We start from the raw sequence: 20,478 nt of genomic DNA, 5'->3' as shown, positions 1-20,478 counted from the left end.
TTACGTCTTGCGGGCGTGCAGCAGGAGGATCGAGGCGAGGGACGGTCTGGCGCAGGCGAGCCGGTCGAGTGGCCGCAGCGCCCGCGGTACGCCGTGGAAGGGGGCGCCCCTCAGCGCCACGACCGTGAAGCCGGACGCGGCGACGAACTCCCTGAGCGCACGGGCGGTGTAGAGCCGCAGATGTCCGACGACCTCCGACCCCGGCCGTCCGTGGATGGCCCGCAGACTGACCTCGGAGAACACCGGTTGGACCCCCGCAAGGAGCAGGCCGCGGTTGTACCAGGCGGCCAGGTTGGGTGTGGACAGCATCAGATGACCGCCGGGGCGCAGCACGCGGCGGATCTCGTCGAGGGCCGCGTCCGGGTCGACGAGATGCTCGACGACCTCGCTGAACAGCACGGCGTCCGCGGCTGCGGCACCGAACGGCAGCCCACCGCCCGTGAGTTCACCGCGCACGGCGTTCCGCAGTCGGGTGCGGGCCCGCCGCAGCGCGTCCTGCGACCAGTCCACGCCGATCAGCCGGTGCCCGGCGAGCAGCGGGGCGGCCGTGGCCGCGGCGGTGCCGTCGCCGCAGCCGATGTCGAGGACGGTGCACGGACGTGGGCCCACCGGGCCGAGCGCGGCGGCCAGCATGCGGGCCTGGCGCAGACTCCGCGAGGTGCCGGAGGCGACGGGCACGGACGGGTTCTCGTAGAAGTCCCGGAGCTCGCGCGGGAGCGCCGCGGTGGTGGTCATGTGCCCGTCTCCGTCGTGTGGAGGTAGTGCTCGAACAGGTCTCTGACGTGGGCGCCGTCCCCGTGCCCGAGCAGCGCCCGGGACCAGCGCAGGGCGAGATGCAGTCGGCCCGCCGTGGAGGCGGTGGTCACGGTGAGGCCGCGCGGCATCCGGGCCGGTGCCGAGAACCACACCGCCTGCGCCCGGCCCGCCTCCTCGCCGAAGTCCAGTGCGTACGGGATGCGGCCGATGTTGCTGAGCAGGGTCGTCGAGGTCCAGCTCGCGGCCGCCCGCCGCAGCCCGCGGGTGAGGCCGGCCCGCCAGGCGACGGGGGTGACCGGAGCGGTCAGGAGGGCGGCTCCGCGCCCGAGTTGGGGCCGGGGCTGAGCCTTCAGGGCGCGGGTGCGGGCCGCCGTGCGGCGCAGCAGGGACGGCATGTCGGCAAGAGCCTGCGCGTCCAACTCCTCGACGGAGAAGGGGACTTCGACCAGTCGGGTGCCATTGCCGATGGGCATGGTGGCGTCCCGGGGGCGGTCGTCCACGGGCATGGTGATGCGAAGCGGCCGGGGCCGGGCCCCGTGTTCCCTGTTCCAGTGGGTGATCGTCAGGGCCGTGGCGACCATGAGCTGGTCGTTCACGGTGTACGGGGAGCCCTTGGGGCGGTGCGGGAGCGGGAGTTCGGTGACGAGCAGGCCGTTGCCGGGGGAGGGCTCCGGGGTGCCGGGGGCGACCCGGGCGGGCGGGGACCAGTTGGAGGGGGTGTCGGCGGGCGGCTGCGGCGGCTCGGGCGGGCGGACCGGGGGTGCGGCGGGGGAGTTGTCCCGGCCGCCGTACAACTCCGCGGCCGTGGCGAGGACTCGGAGGCAGGCGGGTCCGTCGAGGGCGGTGTGGTTGATGGTGAGGAAGAGAACCGTGCCTTTGGCTCCGCCGGTTCGCGGGGTGTGGGTCTGCCGGTGTGCCGGCGCGAGCCCGACCGCGTCCGTCGCCTCGCTCCCCTCGGCCCGCCCCGCGTCCGCCACCACCTCCAGCCGGACCGGCGGCGACAGCGACAGCGACGGAGCCGAGGTCAGCGCGCGCGTCCTCGCGTCCCGCAACGCGTTCGGCCCCGCCGGCGGGAAGCTCACCACCTCCACATCCGGCTCCGCCGTCAACTCCCATTCGTAGCGCCGCCGGTACCAGGGACCGGGCGCCTCACGCATGAGTACCCGAGGATGCCTACGCAGCGCCTCCACGAAGGCCGCGGCCAGCCGGTCCCGGTCGAGCGGCCCCGGCAGATGCACCTCGATGTGCACCGTCTCCGGCTCCTCCTCCTGCACACAGTGCCGGGAGACTTCGTCGACGAGCGGGAAGGGAATGCGGGCGGTCGGCTGCGCCGGGCCGTCGGCGCGGGCGGGGTGTTCGAGTGCGGTCATGTGCCTTCGCCCTTTCCCCTACGGTCCTCGGGCGCACGGTCGGTCGGCGCGGCGGGGGCGTCGTCGGTCCGCCGAGGGTCGGGCGTGTCGGCGGTGTCCGCGGTGGCTTTCGGTGCTCCGGTCTCCTCGGGGGGAGTGGGCCGGGGTCCGGGTTTGCCGAGCGGGATCCGCGCGGTCGGCGGGTCGGGATCGGGCCCGCCGGGACCGCGCGCGGTGATGGGTCGTCCGGCGTCGGGGCGGGGGACGGGTGCGGGTGCGGGTGCCGTGGACCTGCCCTCGGCCGTCGGCTCGCCCTCGGTCGCCGGTGAGCCCTCGACCGCCGTCCTGCTTTCGGTCGCCGGTGAGCCCTCGACCGCCGTCCCGCTTCCGGCCGCCGGTGAACCCTCTGCCGCCGTCCCGCTTCCGACCGCCGTCCCCCTTCTGCCTGCCGTTCCGTTTTTGGTCGGCGGCCCGCTCTCGCCCGGGTGCCGGTGCGGCAGCGGCTGTGCAGGGGGTGCCTCGAAGCCGGGCGGCGGTCCGGACGCGGGAGTCGGCGGCAGCACCGCCGTGTCACCGGACCTGGACGCGGCCCCGTAGGGACGGCCTCTCGCCGGGTCACCCGCGTAGCCGCCGTACGGCTCCCGCACACTCACCACCCCGGCGAACAGCCCGATCAACGCCAGCAGTTGAGCCGTGTGCCCGAACGCTCCCTCGCCCGCGCCCACCGGCTCCCCGGCCCCCGTGGCGGCGGCGATGCCGGCTCCCGCCAGGGCCGCGAAGGCGATCGGTACGAGGAGCTGGTGGCGTCGGTACGCCAGCAGGGCCAGCGCCGGGACCAGCAGGGCGAACCAGCCGGCGATCAGGATGCCGACCACCGTCAGCGCCACCGTGCCGAGCCACAACCCGGGCGGCGGCGGGGTCTGTTGGGGCTCGTCGGGGTTCGGGGTGCGGCGGCGCCACACGATCAGGCCGATCAGGATCGCCAGTCCGACCGCGCCGCCGATCAGCCCGCCCTCGTACGTCGTCGCGGGCTCGTACGACAGTTTCACCGCGCCGCCGGCCCCGGACGGGATCCGCCAGCCCTGCTGCCACCCGTCGAGCCGGACCGGGGTCAGCTCCTTGCCGTCGAGCGTGGCCTTCCAGCCGTCGTTGAAGTTCTCGTATGTCGTCAGATAGGTGGCCGCGCCCGAGCCGACCGCCACCTCGCGGCGGTCGCCCAGCCAGTCCCGGATGGTCAACTCACGTGCCTCGGCCGTGGGTTCGGTGACCGTCCCGCGGGTGAGGGTCACATCGGTCAAAGCGAGAGGGCCGCTGTCGCCTCCCTCGACGCGATGCGCGCCCGAGGGCAGCTCCAGCTCGCCGTTCGCGCGTCCTTCCTGGCACAGCGTCACCTCGACCTGCCGGCGTTCGGTCAGGTCGCGCACGGTGCCCTTCGCACCGGTCTGGTACAGCTGGCCGTCCACCGACACCACCGGGCCCTGACCGCACGGCAGCTCGAACGTCCGCGTGGGGCTGGGCTGTTTGGTGCGGTACTGGTCGAGGGCCGGGATGTACGCCTCGGTCAGACCCACCGGCAGCTTCAAGTCCTCGTCGGCGACCGGGTTGTGGAGGGTCAGCGGGGCGGTCTGGGTGATGGTGATGTCGAGCCGGTCCGTGGTGATCGGGTCGAAGCGGGCCACGCCGTTCTCGTCGACGCCGGCGATCGTCGAGCCGTCCGGGGAGCTGATGTCCACCTGCGTGGCCCGGGTGGACAGCCCGCCGGCGGGCGCCAGCACGACCTCTCCCACGGCCTGCTTGCCGCTCCAGCTCAGGTGGATCGTCGGCCGGTCGCCCGCGACCCACGCCGTCGTCAGGTCACCGTCGGTCAGGTTGCGCGCCGACAGGCCCGCGCCGAGGTCGGCCGTGGAGTCGGCGGTCGCCACGATCCGGTTCTGCTGGTCGGGCGCGACCTGGTACAGCAGCTTGTCGAGCGCCTCGCCGCTCACCGGCACCGCGCCCGCCTTCACCTCATACGTCCCCGCCGAGCTGGTCGAGAAGGTGCGGTGCAGGCCGGCTTCCGTGCCGGTGGCGGAGAGGCCGGTGGGGTCGGGCGTGCGGTGCAGGGAGATGAGCGAGGCGGCGGCGTCGGAGGAGTCCGCGTCGGTCGGCAGCCGCAGCAACCGGGTCACCTGGACGTGCGGCAGGGCGATCTCCGAGAACCCGGCGCCGGTCAGGCCGGTGTGCCGCGCCACCGAGTCGAGGATCGTCAGCTTCATCCAACTCGTCTCGCCCGCGGGCGCCTTGATGCTCTGCGTGGTGCCGTTCGGCTTGAGGAAGCTGGTCCTGGCCCCCTTCTCCGTCTCCACCCGCACCTTCGTCGCCGCCGACCGCACGCTCTCCTGCGGCAACGGCGTGACCTTGAAGGAGGACGGCATGTCGTAGGAGCCGGTGAAGCCGATCCGCAGCCACTGTCCGTCCGCCGAGCCGGGCGCGCCCTCGGCCCACGCGGTGTCCGGGTTGCCGTCGAAGGCGTTCACCGGGTCGTACTGCGGCAGCGAGAACAGCCAGTTGCCGTAGGAGGACGCCGACACCGAGCGGGCGCCGCGCAGTTGGGCCACGGTCTGGTGGTCGAGGCCCTTGGTCGGCAGGATCTGGTGCGGCTTCTGGCCCGCGTCCTGCACGGCGTCCGACGGGTTCCGCTCCGACGTCGTGTACGTGTAGGAGGTGTTGGCGCTGACCAGGCCGAAGCGGGTGTCCGCGCGGCGCAGTCCGTCGCCGGTCACCTGGAGGGACGGGGTGCCGAGACCGGGGTGGTTGTCGCCGGTCAGGACCGTGGCTCGGCCGCGGAGGTCGGATGCCAGCGGCAGCAGGGACTCGGGGCCACCGGAGACGACGGCGGTGTCGGCGACCGGGAGGAGGTGCGCCTGCCCGGGCCTGGGCACGTCCTGGTCGGCGGGTTCGTAGATCTCCACCGCCCGTTGCCGTGAGTACAGCCCCTCCACCTGGAGCGGGGAGTCGTGGGCGATGGTCCCGCCCGTCATGACTGGCCCGAACCCGGTCACCCGCTGGTACCCGGACTGTTCCAGGGTGCGTTTGACGGTGGAGGTCGGCACGGAGCCGACCTGGTTCTGGTCGAGGTCGTTGCGGACGACGACGTAGAAGACCCCGGCGCGACTCAAGTAGTCGGCCAGGCCCGGGACTTCACTTCCGGAGGTCAGCGCGTTCTCGACGGCGTCCATCGCGCGCCGGTTGCCCGGGGTGCCGAAGGGGACGTAATCGCGCTGTGCCCAGCGGGACTTGGCGAGGACGTCGAGGGGCTGGTCGATGGGGGAGCCCCAGGTGTAGAGGCCGTGCGCGGTGGCGGGGACGACCAGGGCGCGGGAGTCGGGGGAGTACTTCTCCAGCCAGTCAGCCGTGGTCGACCAGTACTTGGGCAGCTCCTGGAAGGAACCGGGGTTGAGGATCGAGCCGTTGAGGTACGGCCACATCAGCCCCGGCAGGATCAGCACCGCCGCGACCAGCGGCGCGAACCGGCGCCCGCGCACCCGCCGGGCCCCGCGCGGCTCGGCGGCCACGCCGACCAGATGGGCGATCCCGAGTACCAGCGCCAGGGCAAGGCCCGTCTGGAACTTGTAGATATTGCGGAACGGCACGAGCCACCCGTTCAGCCAGTCCTGCACCACCCCGTGGAAAGGCGCCCCGAACGCACCGCCGTACCCGGCGAGCAGCAGCAGCGAGACCGTCACCACGGTCAGCACCAGCCACCGCCGCTCGGGCATGTCCCGTCTCGCCAGCCCGGCGAGACCGAGCCCGGCCGCGAGCGCCGAGCAGACGATCACGACGACGGAGGACGCCACGGCCCACCCGGCGGGCAGCCACGCGTCCCCGAAGTGCAGATACGCCACCCAGTCACCGGCCCCGCGCAGGGCCTCCGTCGCCGACATGGTGGCCGTCGTGGTCTGCGAAGTCTCCACGTACGGAAGGAAGTTCTCGCCGTAGACGCCGAGCATGAGCAGCGGGACCCACCACCAGGCGGTCGCCACGATCACCCCCGGCACCCACCACGCGATCAGCTTGCGCTGCCGTGGCCCGGGCGGCCGGGAGAGCAGATACAACCCGACGGGAAGCAACGAGGCCAGCGTGGAAGCCCCGTTGACCCCGCCCATGAACGGCACGATCAACGCCGAGCGCAGGGCCGCGATCCGGGCGGTGTACCGCTCGTCGGTCAACGGCAGCAGTACCCACGGCAGAAAGGCACCGGGCAGTGCGGCTGCCGACGTGGAACCGACGACGATCGTGAACACGGGCCACAGCGCGTACGCCACCCCCGCCAGCACCCGCGAACCGCCGGTCCCGATCCGCAGCCGCTCGGCCAGCCGCAGCGCGCCCCAGAAGGCGACGGACACGATCAACGACAGCCACAGCCGCTCGGCCAGCCACACCGGCAGCTGCACGGCATGGGCCAGCCAGTAGAACGGCAGCATCGGCCACAGGTACCCGGCGTACTGGTCCTGGATCCCGCCGAACGACCCCTGGTCGTGCCAGAGTTGCCCGAGATCGGAGAAGAACGCGCCGGGATCGACCGTCACACCCAGCTTGGTGTCGAAGGTCTGCCGCCCCGGATGCACCACCAGGAACAGCACGAACATCACGGCCCAGAACCCGACCAGCAAGCGCCGCGACCGCGGCCCCTCCGGCGGACCCGAAGCGGCCCTCGCGGTGGGGACGGTTGCCGGAGGAGGAGCCTGGACCGTGGTCGTCATGGGGGACACCGCCGGAGTATGAGGAGGAGGTTCCAGGTGGCCAACTCCCTTATGCCGGGCGCCTTCACGACGGTCTCGGCGAGGAACGGCCAGTAGCGGGAACGCGCCGAGACGACCATCACGTCGTCCCGTGCGCGCACCTGCCGCAGGGTGGCGCCGATGTGCACGGCGAACAGGTTCTCGCCGAGGGTGTGCTTGGCCGGCTTCCCGGTACGCCGCCGGTAGCGCGCGCGGGCCCGCTCGGCACCGAAGTAGTGCCACGGCGCCCACTCGTGACCGCCCCACGGGGACAGCCAGTTGGTGAACGACACATAGATCAGCCCACCGGGCCGCGTCACCCGGGCCAACTCACTCAGAAACGTCTGCGGGTCGGCCACGTGCTCCAACACGTTGGACGAGAACGTCACGTCGGCGACCCCGTCGGACAACGGCAGGAGATACCCGTCCGCGATCACGGCGGACTCGGGCGGCTTCCCACCCAACTCCGCCGCGTCCGGCTCGAAGAGATACGCGTGCGCTCCGCGTCGCCGGAACTCCGAGGTGAAGTACCCACTGCCACCGCCGATATCGACGACGGTCCGCCCGACGAGGTCCCCGCCGTAGGCCTCGACCTGATCGGCAGCGTCACGAGCGAGGAGCGAGTAGCAGGCTTCGGGGTCGTCCTGCTCATGCAGAAAGGCTCGAAAGAGGGAGAGCGAACGCCGAACCGACGGATCCTTGAAACGCCGGTTGCGCACATCGCCCTTTGAGGGGCGCGGGGAACTGCGCGACCGACCACGACGCACCCCAGGCCGCATCACGACCCCCAGCCCGCCACCGCCTCCGCGGCAACCGCCCGAAACTGTCTGACGGTCCGATCCCACCGAAAGCGAGCAGCCCGCTCCCGAGCGACCTTCCCCATCAACTCCCGCCGCTCGCCCGAGAGGGCAAGCGTGCACCAGGCCGCCGCGAACGAGGACTCCCCGTGCGCAAGCACACCGGTCTCCCCGTCGACGACAGAATCCCGCAGGCCAGGCACGTCGAACGCGATGGTCGGTGTCTCCCGGGTGGCGGCCTCCGTGACGACCAGCCCCCACCCCTCCACGGCCGACGGATGCAACAGCAACCAGGCCGCGCACAACAGCCGATGTTTCTCTTCCTCGGACACGTGCCCGGCGAACTCCACGCCAGGACCGGCGAGTTGCTCAAGCCGCTCCCTCTCGGGCCCGTCCCCGACGATGACCAACCGCCCGCCGGTGACGGGCCGTACCCGTTCCCACAGCCGCAGCAGCAGATCGATCCGCTTGTACTCGACCAACCGCCCCACCGCGACGAACAGCGGCTCGGCCGACCGATCGCCAAGAGGCCCCGGCTCCTCAACTCCGTTGTGCACGACTCTGATCCGGTCCCGCTCCACGCCGATCCCGCGGAGCGCATGCGCGGTGGAGGGCGAGACCGCGACCAGGAGACCCCGCGAACCGGCGGAGCCGCTCGCGCCGGTCAACGCCCACTGCTCAAGTCTTCGGCCCAGCCGCGCGGCCGGCGTCAACGGCCCGCCGAACCGCATCGCCCACAGGTCGGAGTGGACGTGGTTGACCAGGCACAGTGTGGGCCCGCGGTGCCAGACCGGTGCGAAGTACGGCATGCCGTTGCACACCTCGACCAGCAGGTCGCAGTCGCCGATCCGGCGGGTGAAGGCGGAGCGGGCCCGCAGGTAGTGGTCGAAGGAGCCGCCCGCCGACACGACGCGGTAGTCCCGGAAGGCCGCGGGTCCGCCGCACAGCAGCGTCACCTGATGGCCGAGTCCGGTCAGTCCGTCGGCGAGTCGGTCGACCAGCAGCTCGGAGCCGCCGGCCGCCGGGTTGTCCAGATCCCGGTGGGCGAGGAAAACGATTCGGCGCGGTTGTGGGGGAGGCGCCGAAGGGTGCTGCGGCGCCGCCCGGGGTGGCACGGCACGCAGCGAGGAAGGCACGTGCTGGGGCATGGGTGCTCCAACTCGTCTCAGGGTGCGGAACTCAGTGGCTACTTCTGTGCTGTCGCTGTGGGGGAACTGAGCCCTTCTCAGGAGTGGGGTGTGGACAGGTTGTGCTGGGGTGGGGTTGGACAGTTTTCGCCCCGCCGTTCGCCACGGCTACTCACCGAGGTGACAATTTCGGGCTTTATTAGAACTGACGTCATGTCACATCGTGAGCCCGACCCCGGACGAATCCGGCGATCGGGGGCGCTTTCGTCCGCGTACCACCAAAACGCCCCCTACTACGGCCAGGACGAACCCGGCCACAGCGGCGCCTATCGGCAACGTCTGCCCCACCATGCGCAGTTGACCGCTCTCTTTTTTGGCCAACTTCACCTGGGACTTCTGCGTGGCGGTCGTGAAGACCAGTTTCTCGGCGTCCAGCAGGACCACCGCGTCCTTCGAGTGCCCCGGCGCGCGCAGCGTACGCCGGGGGCCGACCTGGGCGTAGATCACGCGGCCGGTGCGCTGGTCGACGACGAGCCGGACGCCGTGGTTGGAATACCACTCCTCGGCCAGCACCTGCGGCTGATCGGGCTGGTCGACGAGGCTGCCCGGCACCAGCCGGGTGCCGATCTTCGTCGGCGGGACCGTGCCGGTGAAGGCGAGGCCGGTGTAGCCCTGGACCTTCTGCCTGCCGGCGTAGTGCAGCGTGATCACGTCGCCGAGCGAGTTGTCCCACCACTGGTAGGAGCGTTTGTGCACGTCGAAGGGGAACTTGAGGTAGGCGTCGCCCTCGAAGTACGGGTTCTCCTCGCAGCAGTGCACCGGCTTGTTGGTCTTGCGGTCGGTGACCCAGCGGTTGAGGAAGAACTCCAGCGCGTCGTGCGGATCGGCGGCCGGCAGCGACTTGTCCGTGTCGACGGTCGTCGTCACGTCCCACACCGCGTCGCCGCTCTTCTCGCTGTCCTCGACGTTGCCGCGGACCTGCTGGGTGACGGTGATGCGCTTGTCGGTGACGGTCTTCAGCTCGTCGGTGTCGAAGTAGGCACCGGTGCCCTGGTAGACGGCGGTGGTGTCGATGTCGATCGGGTTCACGGCGGCCCGCGGCTGCACGTACCACGCCAGCATCGGCGCCAGGACCAGCAGAAACACGCCGAGACCGAGCAGTATCAAGGAGGTTGGTGAGGCTGTACGGCGCATCCGGGCACTCCAGGGGGGAGGGATGACGGAGTCGGGCCGTTCCATGGGCCCGGGACCGTAGGCGCCCCTTGACGGGGTGTCAATGCTTGTCGACACTGGGCCGACGGGCAGGGGTGGGACAGCGGGGTGGGGACGACCTCCCGACAGAGAGGCTGATCCTGCGATGTCCAGACTGCTCGCCGCCGCACTCACCGTCGTGGTCGCCGCCGTTCTCGCGGTGGGCGCCGCGCTCGGTGTCGTCGCGCTGCTCGACGCGACCCCGGACCAGCCCAACACGCCGTTGATCACGTACGAGCAAGCCGGACAGGGGAGTTGACGGGTGACGCCGGCCCGATCACCCGCCACGTCCACCCTTTCGGCCTGGCACGACGTCCCCCGCCTCCAGGTCCGTGAGTTCGCGGCGCTGGCCATGGCGGAGGCGCCCGCGCTGGCGGAGGAGATCCTGCGGGAGATCCGCCGCGAGTACCCCCATCTCCCGGTCGTCCTGGACGAGTCGGGCGAGCCGATGGCCATGGTCGGCATCCGACGCGCCATCGAGGTCTTCGTCCAGCACCTGGAGACCTCCGAGGGCCGCCCGACCGTACCGCCGGGCGTCTTCCAGGAGTTCGGCCGCGGCGAGGGCCTGCACGGCCGCTCCCTCGACTCCCTCCAGGCGATCTACCGCATGGGCGTACGTCTTGCCTGGCGCTGTTTCGCCGAGATCGGCCAGCGCGTGGAGATCCCGCCGCCGGCGATGTACGAACTCGTCGACGCGGGCTACGAGTACCTGGACGGCCTGGTCGAACAGTCGGTACGCGGCTACGCGGAAGCGGCGGCACGGCAGGCCGGCGAACGCCTGCGCCTCCAACGCCGCCTGATGGAACTGCTGTTGGCCGAGCACCACCGGTTCGGCGACCCGGCCGAGGCGCTCACCGAACGGGCCGCGCGGGTAGGCTGGCCGCTGCCGAGGAAGGTCGCGGTGGGCGTACTGCTGCGCCCGGCGAGGGAGGCGGTGGCCCCGGCCGTGGGCGAGGGGGTCCTCCTGGACATGGAGTACGAGCAGCCCCGCATGGTCGTGCCCGAACCGGACGCGGCCGGCCGCCCCGAACTCCTCCATCGCGCCCTGACCGGCTGGTCGGGCGCGATCGGCCCGCCGGTCCCGCTCGCCGACGCGGCGAAGTCGCTGCACTGGGCGGAGGCGGCGGTACGGCTCGTGGAGCGCGGCCTGCTCCCCGCCGGAGACGTCCTGCACTGCACCGAGCACACCGAGGCATTGGTCCTCCTCCAACCGGAGGAGCTGATAGACGACTTGGCCCGACGTTGCCTGGCCCCCCTGGCCCACAGCGGCCCGACCCACGGCCGCCGCCTGGCGGAAACGCTCCTGGCCTGGCTGGAGACAAGAGGCGGCGCCCCGGAGGTCGCGGCCCGCCTCGGCGTCCACCCCCAGACGGTCCGCTACCGCCTCCGCCAGATCCGCGAACTCTGGGGCGACGAGATAGACGACCCGGACCGCCGCTTCGAACTCGAACTGGTCCTGCGGGCGCAGAGGTTGAGGGGGACGTTGGGGGAGGCGAGAGCCACCTCTTAGCGAGCCCGCTGCCGCCGCCAGGCCTCGTAGTGATCGAGCACGGTCTCCTCGATGGGCCGATAGCTGATCCCCAACTCTCGTACCCCACGCCCGTTGTCGACCTCGAACCGTATGCCGAGATGCTTGCGGATGTAGTCCTGGGTGAGGCCGAAGGCCGGCCCGAGGATGCGAACAGGCCAGTGGGGCAGGCGGGTTCGGGGCAGCCGCAGATTCCGCGGGTACCGCCCACGCAGCACCCGGGCCATGTCGTGGAAGGAGGACATCCGCTCGGCGGCGACGACATACCGCCCGTGCGCCGCCTCGTTCTCGGCGGCGGCGATGTGCGCGTCGGCGACATCACGGACGTCGACGGTCGTGAAGCTGAAGTCGGGGGCGCCGTAGAAGAAGTAGCCCTTGAAGAGCTCGTCGAGCAGGAAGAGGCTGCCGGACTCGGAGGCGGGGGTGAGGGAGGGCCCGAGCACGAGCCCCAGGTTGACGGACACCAGCCGCCACCGCGTCTGCGCTTCCGCGGCCTCCCAAGCGGCCTGCTCGGCAACCGTCTTGGCGTAGTGGTACGGGTTGTTCTCCACGGTGCTGGTGGTGTTGAAGTACTTCTCGCTGAGCACGCCCCCGTCCATCTCCAGCACGTCGACGTAGTCCCCGAAGACGGCCCCCACGGTGGAGGTGAACACCACCCTCCGCACACTCGGCGTCCGCTCGACACTCCCCAGCACGTTCCGCGTCCCGACGAGCGCGGGCTCGACCACATCCCGCTGCCCGTCCTTGATCTTCTCCGGCATGAGAAAGGGCGAGGCCACATGGAACACGACCCCGCACCCTTCCATCGCCGCGTCGAAGTCCTCGTCGCCGAGCAAGTCGGCCTCGAAGAGGTCTAGTTGACCGGGATGCCGCTCCTGCATCGCGCGGAGGGGGGCCACCTTCACGGAGTCGGCGGTACTGCGGACGGTGGCCCGCACCCGGTACCCGTGGTCGAGCAGCCGCTGGACCAGATGACTCCCGACGAATCCGCTGCCTCCGGTCACCAGGACGGGTTCCGCCTCCGGGCCCTCGCTCATGCCGCTCCTCGCGCGTCGATCTCCCGATCGGTCAGGGGGACGGTATCGCTCGACGCGCGGATCGGCAGCGGATCGGAGGGGATCAGCCGGTTCCGCTCCGTTCCTTCGCTCCCGTCCGGCGCGGTGCCGTCCCCTCCACCTGGACCACCACCGTCGTATAGAAGCGGTTGACCGCGTCGTTCACGCTGCGGATGAAGCCCGTTTCGGCGTTGCCCCGGCCGTTGCCCATGTTCTTGATGAGGGAGAGGCGGAAGCCGGTGATGCGGGTCGTGGGGTTCTTGGGGAGGATGTCGGCCGGCTCGGGGCGGAGGCGTTCGAGGGTGCCTCGGGGGCCTCCGGTCTCGCCTTCGACCAGGGTCTCGACGTGGAGGTCGGCCGGTGCCTCGTCCAGACGGCGGATCAGGCGTTTGGCCCAGGTCAGAGGGGATCCCTGGTCCGGTGCCGGGAGGTCGAGGGAGGTGCGCAACCGGCCCGTGCGCAGGTCGGCCGTGAGGGTGAGCAGGCCCGGGGTGCCCTCGATGCGGACCTCCGCCTGGAGCCGGCCGTCGGAGCAGAGCTGGTCGGCGAGGCGGGCTCGGCGGGTGCCGGGGTCCGAGCCGCGCCTGGTGCGCTGGACGGGGAGGGCCTTCTGGCCGAGCTCGCCGCCGAGACCGAGGCAGACCTGGCGGATGAGCCGCTCCCAGTTCTCGACGACCTCCAGCGCCCGCGGGTCGCCCTGGCACAGGGTCTCGTCGTCGATGCCGTTGCGCACCGGCACCCAGGCCGCGCCCATGTTCTGGAAGCCGTGGCAGCCGGAGTTCTCGTGCTGGAGATAGTGCAGCAACTCCTGGAGCAGCCAGGCGTGGGCCGCGTTCCCGACACCCTCGTGCCGGATCAACAGCTGCGCCTGGTGCGTGACTTCGGCCCAGGACAGATGCCAGAGCGCCACCCTGTGCTTGCGCCGGCCGTCGATCCTGACGTCGACGAGCGGACTGCCCTCCAGGGCCACGTCGTTGGAGAGCGTGATCACCGCCTCGTAGCCACGACGGGCGGCGATGTCCATGTACGCCTGCACCTGCTCGGCCTTGAGGGCGTTGCCGTTGGTCTTGGTCTCGACGAGCGCGGTCCACAACTTGCCTGCCCGTTCGACCCGGATCACCCCGTCGGGCCGCCGAGGCGTGTCGCCGTGCGGCAGGGCCACCTCGGTGAACGTCTCCATGCGCCCGGCCGGCGCCCCGAACGCGGCCGTGAGCCTGCGCCCGAACTCCGGCACCTGCGCCATCACCGACAACAGCACGGACGTGGCCCGCGTCTCGCGGTCACGGTCGCTCTTGAGCACCGAGACCGGGAAGAGCCGGGCCTCCCGCCAAGTCTCGTTGTCCGCAAGGGACTTCCTGGTCACCTTGGGCAACGTGACCTTCTTCTTCGCCGTACGAGGTCGCCCGACCGGTTTCCGTGGGCCGTTTTCGGCGTCGTCGCCGGGCTGCCGGGGAGCGGGCATGGCCTCCAGGTTCGGCTGCGGATCCTGCCCCGGAACCGGCCGCGCCGGTTGGGCGGCCTCCGCGGGCTCGCCTCCCACCTCGGTGCCGACCGTGTCGGTCTCGCCCTCCGCCTCGGCCGGCTCGTCGTCGACGTCGACGCCGAAGTCCGTTGCCAGGCCGGCAAGGCCGGTCTCGTAACCCTGCCCCACGGCACGGAACTTCCACTCCGCCCCGCGCCGGTACAGCTCACCGAAGATGAACGCGCTCACCGAACCGGCGTCGTCGATCGAGAACCGCAGCAACTGCTCGCCCGCCGCGTCGGCCAGCGTCACCCGTAAGCCCTCCAACTCCCCGAACCGGGCGCCCTCGTACCGGCTCGCGGCCACGACGATCCGTTCGACGTCCGGCGGCACGGCGGTCAGGTCGAAGCCGATCCGGTCCTCGTTGCCGTCCTCGGTGGGCGTCTTGCCCAGCAGTTGCACGCTGCCGTCGGCGGCCACCGGGTTGTTGTAGAAGTAGAAGTCGGCGTCGCTGCGTACCTTGCCGTTCGGGTCGACGAGCAGGACGGACACGTCCGCGTCGCCCTCGCCGGTCGGGCTGGTCCAGCTCAGACCGACGATCACCGAATCGACGTTCTCGCTCAAGGCCGTAAGGGATACGTTCGAACCCTTGGCCATGTCGCGCGTCTCTTGCACGGAACCCCCCAATCGCACCTTCCGGACGCCGAGGGCCCCTCCCGCCCCCGGCCGTCCACCGCACGACATGATGTGACGTGTCGCACATGGGAGACAGTAGTGGTCACCTGGCCCGTGAGGTGGTGCCCGCAGGACCATTGCCCGGGCAAACGCACTATGGCTAGCCTGTCCCCGTTCGTCATTCCGATCGTCTGTTGAAATCTCGAACGCAGACGCTACAGACAACCAAGGGAGGGGGCCGGTCGTGGGACGCCTCGTACCTGCCGTGACTCGGGCGCTCGACATTCTTGAGCTCTTCCTCGACGGGGACGGGACGCTCTCCGCCCCCGACATAGTGCGCAAGCTGCAGCTGCCGCGCACCACCGTGCACGAGTTGGTGACCACGCTCGCCGCCCGTTCGTACATCGTGCAGGTGCCCGGGCAGCCGGGACGCTACCGGCTCGGGGTGCGGCCTTACCAGCTGGGCAGCAGGTATGCCGAGCAACTCGACCTCGCCGCCGAGGGGCAGCAGGTCGCCCGGTCCGTCGCCGAGACCTGTGACGAGACCGTGCACGTGGCCATCCTCGAAGGCACCGACGTCATCTACATCGCCAAGGTGGACTCCACCCACGCGGTGCGCATGGTGTCGGCCGCCGGCCGCCGGCTGCCCGCCCACTGCACGTCCGTCGGCAAGATGCTGCTGGCCTCCCTCCCGCAGCCCGAGCTCGACTCGCGCATCCCGGACGACGCCGACCTCGTCGCGATGACCCCCAACAGCATCACCGAGCCGACCGCCCTGCGCGAGGCCCTCAAGGAGATCCGGCAGCGGGGCATCGCCGTGGAGAGCCGCGAGTCCAACCCCGACGTCAGCTGCGTCGCCGCGCCGGTGCGCGACCGCACGGGGCAGGTCGTCGCCGCGCTCTCCATCTCCGTACCCATGATCCGTTGGAGCGACGAGCGCCGGACCGAGCTGGAGCAGCTCGCCGCCAAGGGTGCCGTGGAGCTCTCGGAGCGGCTCGGGCATCGGAGCGTCGCATGACACACGCGTACGAGGTGGCCGTGCTCGCCGAGGCCGCCCTCGGCGAAGGGCCCACCTGGGACGCCGACGCCGCGCGGCTCATCTGGGTCGACATCCTCGGCAGCCGCGTCCACACCTACGACCCCGCCACCGGACACCGCACCGTGCGCACCACCGAGCAGCACGTCGGCGCCGCGAAGCCGCGCGTGGGTGGCGGGTTGGTGCTGAATCTGCGGGACGGCGTCGGGCTCGTCGACCCCGACGACTCGTTCCGCTGGCTGCACCGCGAACCCGTACCCGGCCGCCGCGCCAACGATGCCGCCGTCGCCCCCGACGGCTCCCTCTGGGCAGGCACCATGCGCTACGACGAGGCCCCCGGCGGCGGCACGCTCTCCCGCATCACCGGCGACGGCACCGTCGAACCCGTCCTCGACGACGTGGCGGTCAGCAACGGCACCGGCTGGAGCCCCGACGGGCGCCTCATGTACTACATCGACTCCCCGACCCGCCGTATCGACGTCTTCGACTACGAGGGAAACCAGGGATACGAGGGTGAGGGGCGGGTCGGCAACCGGCGGCCCCTCGCCGCGATCGAGGACGGCGCCGGGTTCCCCGACGGGCTCACCGTCGACGCGGACGGGTGCGTGTGGGTGGCCCTCTGGGACGGTGGCGCCGTGCGCCGCTACACGCCCGCCGGCGCGCTGGACCGGGTGATCGAGCTGCCGGTGCCCCGCCCCACCGCCTGCGCCTTCGGCGGTGCGGACCTCACCGACCTGTACATCACCACGGCCCGTACGGGCCTCACCGCCCCCGTCCCGGCCGCCGGCTCGCTGCTGGTGGTACCGGGCGCGGGGAAGGGGCTGGCGCAACCGGCGTTCGCGGGCTGAGGGACCGCGGCCTATTCGATACGTCCCGTCCGGTCCAGCGACCGCAGGATCTTCCGCTCGGAGTCGGTCATCGGCGGCTCCGTGGGCGGCGGCAGCAGGGGGCCGTTGAGGACGGCGAGGAGGGTGCGGGGGCGCAGTACGCGGGTCGGGCCCGTGGTCAGGCTGGACAGGTCCCAGATGGCTGCCGCCGCCTGGTAGGAACCGGTGGCCGTCCGGTTCAGACGGCGGGAGTACGCGGCGACCAGCCGGTCGGCGGTGCCCGGTCGCCCGCCCCGCGTGCCCGGGTACCAGACGTCCTGGCCGACGGCGACCGCCCAGGCCGTGTCCACGGACCGTGCCGCCGCGCGCTGCACCCGGCGGGACAGACCCGGCGCGGCCGGCCCGCCGCGGGCCAACTCCCGTGCGAAGGACCGGACTCCGAGCGCGGCGACCGACATGCCCTGGCCGTAGGTCGGGTTGAACGTGGCGAGGGCGTCGCCGAGCACGATCAGGCCCTCGGGCCAGTCGCGCGCCTTCTCCACGTAGTGCCGCACGTTGGCGGTGCCGCGGCCGACGTGGATGTCGGTGAGCGGTTCGGCGCCGGAGATCAGCCGGCCCACGATCGGGTCGGGCAACTCCAGGGCGTGACGCAGGAATCCGTCGGGATCGGCCGGGGGTTCACCGCCCCGGGACCCGGCGAGACTGACCATCCAGCGGTCGCCCTCGATGGGCATCACCATCCCGCTGCGGCCCGGCCGGCCGGCGTAGGGGTCGGCGTGCACGAGGGTCAGCGGGAAGCTCTCGGCGCCGGCCGGAGTGCGGTAGATCCGGGTGGCGTTGACGAGCCCGGCGTCGACGGTCCTCTCCTCGACCTCCGAAATCCCCAGCGCGGTAAGCCACTTGAGGATCCGCGAGCCACGCCCACCGGCGTCCACGACGAGATCGGCGTCAAGGTCGACGTCTCCGTGACCGTCGGCGTCAAGTCCCTTGTCCCCGGCGGCAGTCGACACCCGTACGCCCCGCACGCGACCCGCGTCGCCCAGCAACTCCACGGCCTGGGCCCGCCGGATCTCCACCCGGGCTCGCCCGACCTCCTCCCCGCCCAGGCCCAGCACGGCGTCCCGTACCACCCAGTCCACCAGCGCCCGGCTGCAACTGATCATCCGGGGCCCCTCGTGCCGCCACCGCCGCAGCCAGCCCTCCGCGGTGCGGGCGAGCATGCCCGAGCTCAGGGAGACCTCGTGCGCGCCCTTGCCCAGCAGTCGCCCGCGTATGTCCATGCCCGGCAGGAGGTCGTCCATCGCGGCCACGCCACCGGCCATGAGGAGGTGGGCGTGGCGGCCCTGCGGCAGGCCCCTGCGGTGCTCAGGCCCGGCGGGCAACTCGTCGCGTTCGAGGACGATCACCTCGTCCACGGCGGTGGACAGGGCCGCTGCGGCCAGCATGCCGGCCAGGCCGGCACCGATGACGACAGCTCTACTCGGCATGGGGCTCCTCGCATTAGGCCACGGGGCGGGAGCCACGGGCACACTCAGCCATGGAAAGCCCTCACGGTACCTTCACCCCCCGCGCGGGCGACGGGAGTTGGCCGGCGCCCGGGCAGGCCACGGCAGCCCACCCCGGCGAACCACCCCCACCACGGCCACCGACCGCTCCACGAGCTCGACGGCCGTATGCGCAACGGCGACACGCTCTCAGACCGCGTGATCCTCCGCCTGAGGATGTGCCGTGGGTGCGGGATGCGCCGAGGCCGAGGACCGTGCCGCGGACGACGACTGAGCCGTTATGCCTGCCCCTGCCCCTGCCCCTGCCCCTGCCCCCGCCTCCGCCTCCGCCCGAACCCGCACCCCCCACAACTCCTCCGCCCGACGCAGCGCACGCGACACCGCGCCGATCTCCCGCAGCAGATCCGTCGTGTCGCCGTCGTGGTCTCCCGCTCCGTCCGGCGCGCGGTGGCGGGCGGCGACGGCGTCCTGGATGCTCGCGGCGCAGGCGAGGGCCTTGGCGCGTCCGGCGTCATGGCCGAGGGCGAGTGCGGCGTCGTAGTAGGAGCGACGGCGGTCCTCGTCGATATGCCGGGCCAGCGGCAGCAGCACGTCGCGGATGAACGTCTCCCGGCGGATCAGCCGGAGTTCGGGCGTGGCCCGCAGCAGGAAGGGCGTGCCGCCGCCGTTGACCGTGCGTAATAGCAGGTACAGCGGGCGCAGTTCGCGGTGGGCGAGGCGGACGCGCCAGCGGTCGTGCAGGTATTGGCCGGCGTGCGGAAGGATGAAGCCGACCGCGATGAGGATGGCCGACAGACAGGCGATCGGCGGCGCCACTCCCGTACTGAGCCAGTCCAGGTTCCGCCCGGCCCAACGCGCGGTGACCGCCGTGAGTTTGGCCGCGTCGAAGACCAACTGGCTCGCGTAGCCGGCGCCGAGGAACTTCAGCCCCCAGCGCAGCCACGCGTCGAGTCCGTCGGTGCGCACCCAGTTCCAGATCAGCCACGCGGTGATCAGCGTGGCCACGGTGTGGGCGAGGAGGTAGAGCAGGATCATCTCGCGCAGGTACGGGGTGTTGGCGTAGTACGTGTCCAGGTCCCGCAGCCGTTCCACGGGCGCGTCGCCGAGCGCGAACAGCACCCACAGCGCGACGATCACGCCCGAGTAGGTGGCGACGACCCAGCGCATCGCGCGGACGGTCTGCGCGGAGCGGTCCGAGAGGCCGTTGCGCCAGGCGATGATCAGCAGCAGACAGGAGCCGCAGTACGCGGTGAGCAGTGAATACACCCAGGGCGCCGAGACGTTGGTGACGCCGGTGACCCGGTTGACCCAGGCGATCGTGGAGGGCGCCACGAACACGAACACCGCGCAGGCGAGCAGTAACAGACCGCCCACCGCCCGCAGCAGCGGGTCGCTCCACAGCCGGACGATGGTGGGCAGCTTGATCGCCAGCGCCGCGGTCAGCACCCCGGCCGGGATCCACCAGAAGGACGGGTAGAACTCGTTGACGAAGCTCACCGCGGCGGCCCGCCGCGTCCGCGATAGCCCAGGGACCGCTGGAAGGGGTCGAGGTCCCCGCCCGCCGTACGTCCGTCGAGCATTGGCCGGAACGCGGCGGCGAGCCGGTGCCCGAAGTCGTCGGCCTCGGCCTCGTCGCTCTCCCGCGAACCGTTGCGCGCGGCCACCGTCAGCGCCGCGTCGGTCCACTCGCGCCGGTCGGCCAGGGCGTGCGCGGCGAGCGGACCGGCGATGTGGTGATGGCCGTGCGCGGCGAGCGGACCGGCCACGTGGTGATGGCCGTGCGCGGCGTGCAGATGCCACAACTCATGGCCGAGGATGACCAGTTGCTGCACCGCCTCGGCCCGTTCCTCGACGATGACCAGGTCGAAGTCCTGGAACTCCACCCACAGTCCGGTGACCTCGATCTCGTCCGGGAACCGCTCGAAGCGCAGATCGAGGGGTCGTCCGCCGCGCAGTGCGCTCATCTCCTCGCACAGCGCCCGGCACAGTTCGCGCACCCCGGCCGGCGCGTCCGGTCTGGCCGCCACCGCGGCCCCGAGGCGGGCCGTCAGCTCCCGCATCCCCGAACGCGTCCCGAAGCTCGTTCCGAAGCGCGTGCCGAAGGGAGTCCCGACATGCGTCTCGAATCGCGGCCCGGTGGCTCTTCGCGAGCGCATGAGAGCAGCGGCGATCCCGGCCGCCTTCCTCCGCGCGCCCGCGATGTCCATCGTGCCCCTTCCCGCCCGGCCGCCGGGCGGCAGGGCTGTTCGAGCGTACGCGGCGGGTCCGGTCCACGTCATGTGATCCGGTGCGAGTGGTTCAGTGCGGAACTACCTATCTGGCTGGAAAGTTCCGCCCGGACCATTGACCG

General features: G+C 71.7%; 15 protein-coding genes. 4 read left to right on the top strand and 11 right to left on the bottom strand.

Annotation, left to right across the window (positions count from 1 at the left end):
- The 6 genes from ACIQI8_RS13670 to ACIQI8_RS13645 all read right to left on the bottom strand — a co-directional run bounded on the left by ACIQI8_RS13670 (position 1) and on the right by ACIQI8_RS13645 (position 9,983).
- A complete protein-coding gene (locus ACIQI8_RS13670) occupies positions 1-735 on the bottom strand; it encodes a class I SAM-dependent methyltransferase (RefSeq protein WP_402348679.1) in 735 nt (244 codons plus the stop codon).
- On the bottom strand, positions 732-2,126 hold the full coding sequence (locus ACIQI8_RS13665) for a condensation protein (protein ID WP_402348676.1): 1,395 nt from the start codon (positions 2,124-2,126) through the stop codon (positions 732-734). Before ACIQI8_RS13665 ends, ACIQI8_RS13670 begins: the two co-directional genes overlap by 4 nt.
- Positions 2,123-6,847, bottom strand: coding sequence for an alpha-(1->3)-arabinofuranosyltransferase family protein (locus ACIQI8_RS13660; protein ID WP_402348673.1), 4,725 nt, complete (start codon positions 6,845-6,847; stop codon positions 2,123-2,125). Before ACIQI8_RS13660 ends, ACIQI8_RS13665 begins: the two co-directional genes overlap by 4 nt.
- On the bottom strand, positions 6,844-7,644 hold the full coding sequence (locus ACIQI8_RS13655) for a class I SAM-dependent methyltransferase (RefSeq protein WP_402348671.1): 801 nt from the start codon (positions 7,642-7,644) through the stop codon (positions 6,844-6,846). The genes ACIQI8_RS13660 and ACIQI8_RS13655 overlap by 4 nt, the downstream gene beginning before the upstream one ends.
- Positions 7,644-8,810: a glycosyltransferase family 4 protein gene (locus tag ACIQI8_RS13650; RefSeq protein ID WP_402348668.1), complete on the bottom strand. Its 1,167-nt coding sequence runs from the start codon at positions 8,808-8,810 to the stop codon at positions 7,644-7,646. The genes ACIQI8_RS13655 and ACIQI8_RS13650 overlap by 1 nt, the downstream gene beginning before the upstream one ends.
- 195 nt (positions 8,811-9,005) lie before the next feature.
- Positions 9,006-9,983 (bottom strand): DUF3068 domain-containing protein, encoded by a 978-nt coding sequence (locus tag ACIQI8_RS13645; RefSeq protein WP_402348665.1) that lies wholly within the window; start codon positions 9,981-9,983, stop codon positions 9,006-9,008.
- A gap of 163 nt (positions 9,984-10,146) precedes the next feature.
- On the opposite strand from ACIQI8_RS13645, the gene ACIQI8_RS13640 reads away from it, so the two are divergent.
- Both ACIQI8_RS13640 and ACIQI8_RS13635 read left to right on the top strand, forming a co-directional pair.
- Positions 10,147-10,299 carry a hypothetical protein gene (locus tag ACIQI8_RS13640; protein WP_402348662.1) on the top strand — a complete coding sequence of 51 codons (153 nt, stop codon included), beginning with the start codon at positions 10,147-10,149 and terminating at the stop codon, positions 10,297-10,299.
- Positions 10,300-10,302: 3 nt separating this feature from the next.
- On the top strand, positions 10,303-11,550 hold the full coding sequence (locus tag ACIQI8_RS13635) for a helix-turn-helix domain-containing protein (RefSeq protein WP_402348659.1): 1,248 nt from the start codon (positions 10,303-10,305) through the stop codon (positions 11,548-11,550).
- Here the strand turns inward: ACIQI8_RS13635 and ACIQI8_RS13630 are convergent.
- Positions 11,547-12,605 (bottom strand): NAD-dependent epimerase/dehydratase family protein, encoded by a 1,059-nt coding sequence (locus tag ACIQI8_RS13630; RefSeq protein WP_402348656.1) that lies wholly within the window; start codon positions 12,603-12,605, stop codon positions 11,547-11,549. The genes ACIQI8_RS13635 and ACIQI8_RS13630 overlap by 4 nt on opposite strands.
- Before the next feature lie 82 nt (positions 12,606-12,687).
- On the bottom strand, positions 12,688-14,742 hold the full coding sequence (locus tag ACIQI8_RS13625; protein ID WP_402348653.1) for a TerD family protein: 2,055 nt from the start codon (positions 14,740-14,742) through the stop codon (positions 12,688-12,690).
- 262 nt (positions 14,743-15,004) lie between these two features.
- Here ACIQI8_RS13625 and ACIQI8_RS13620 point away from each other — a divergent pair, with 262 nt between their 5' ends.
- Together ACIQI8_RS13620 and ACIQI8_RS13615 are read left to right on the top strand one after the other, a co-directional pair.
- Positions 15,005-15,778, top strand: a complete 774-nt coding sequence (locus tag ACIQI8_RS13620; RefSeq protein WP_402348651.1) for an IclR family transcriptional regulator — start codon at positions 15,005-15,007, stop codon at positions 15,776-15,778.
- Positions 15,775-16,644 (top strand): SMP-30/gluconolactonase/LRE family protein, encoded by an 870-nt coding sequence (locus tag ACIQI8_RS13615; RefSeq protein WP_402348648.1) that lies wholly within the window; start codon positions 15,775-15,777, stop codon positions 16,642-16,644. The genes ACIQI8_RS13620 and ACIQI8_RS13615 overlap by 4 nt, the downstream gene beginning before the upstream one ends.
- An 11-nt stretch (positions 16,645-16,655) precedes the next feature.
- Here ACIQI8_RS13615 and ACIQI8_RS13610 read toward each other — a convergent pair whose 3' ends face one another.
- The 3 genes from ACIQI8_RS13610 to ACIQI8_RS13600 form a co-directional block, all read right to left on the bottom strand.
- Positions 16,656-18,110 carry an FAD-dependent monooxygenase gene (locus ACIQI8_RS13610; protein ID WP_402348645.1) on the bottom strand — a complete coding sequence of 485 codons (1,455 nt, stop codon included), beginning with the start codon at positions 18,108-18,110 and terminating at the stop codon, positions 16,656-16,658.
- A 207-nt stretch (positions 18,111-18,317) separates the two neighbouring features.
- Positions 18,318-19,625, bottom strand: coding sequence for a DUF6545 domain-containing protein (locus ACIQI8_RS13605; RefSeq protein ID WP_402348642.1), 1,308 nt, complete (start codon positions 19,623-19,625; stop codon positions 18,318-18,320).
- Entirely contained in the window at positions 19,622-20,335 is a 714-nt protein-coding gene (locus ACIQI8_RS13600) for a toxin-antitoxin system, toxin component family protein (protein ID WP_402348639.1), read from the bottom strand. The genes ACIQI8_RS13605 and ACIQI8_RS13600 overlap by 4 nt, the downstream gene beginning before the upstream one ends.
- Positions 20,336-20,478 lie beyond the last annotated feature (143 nt).

This window comes from Streptomyces sp. NPDC092369, from assembly GCF_044755245.1.
GTDB lineage: Bacteria > Actinomycetota > Actinomycetes > Streptomycetales > Streptomycetaceae > Streptomyces.
The sequence above is the reverse complement of the archived record's forward strand: the minus strand, read 5'-3'. Positions and strand labels throughout refer to the sequence as shown.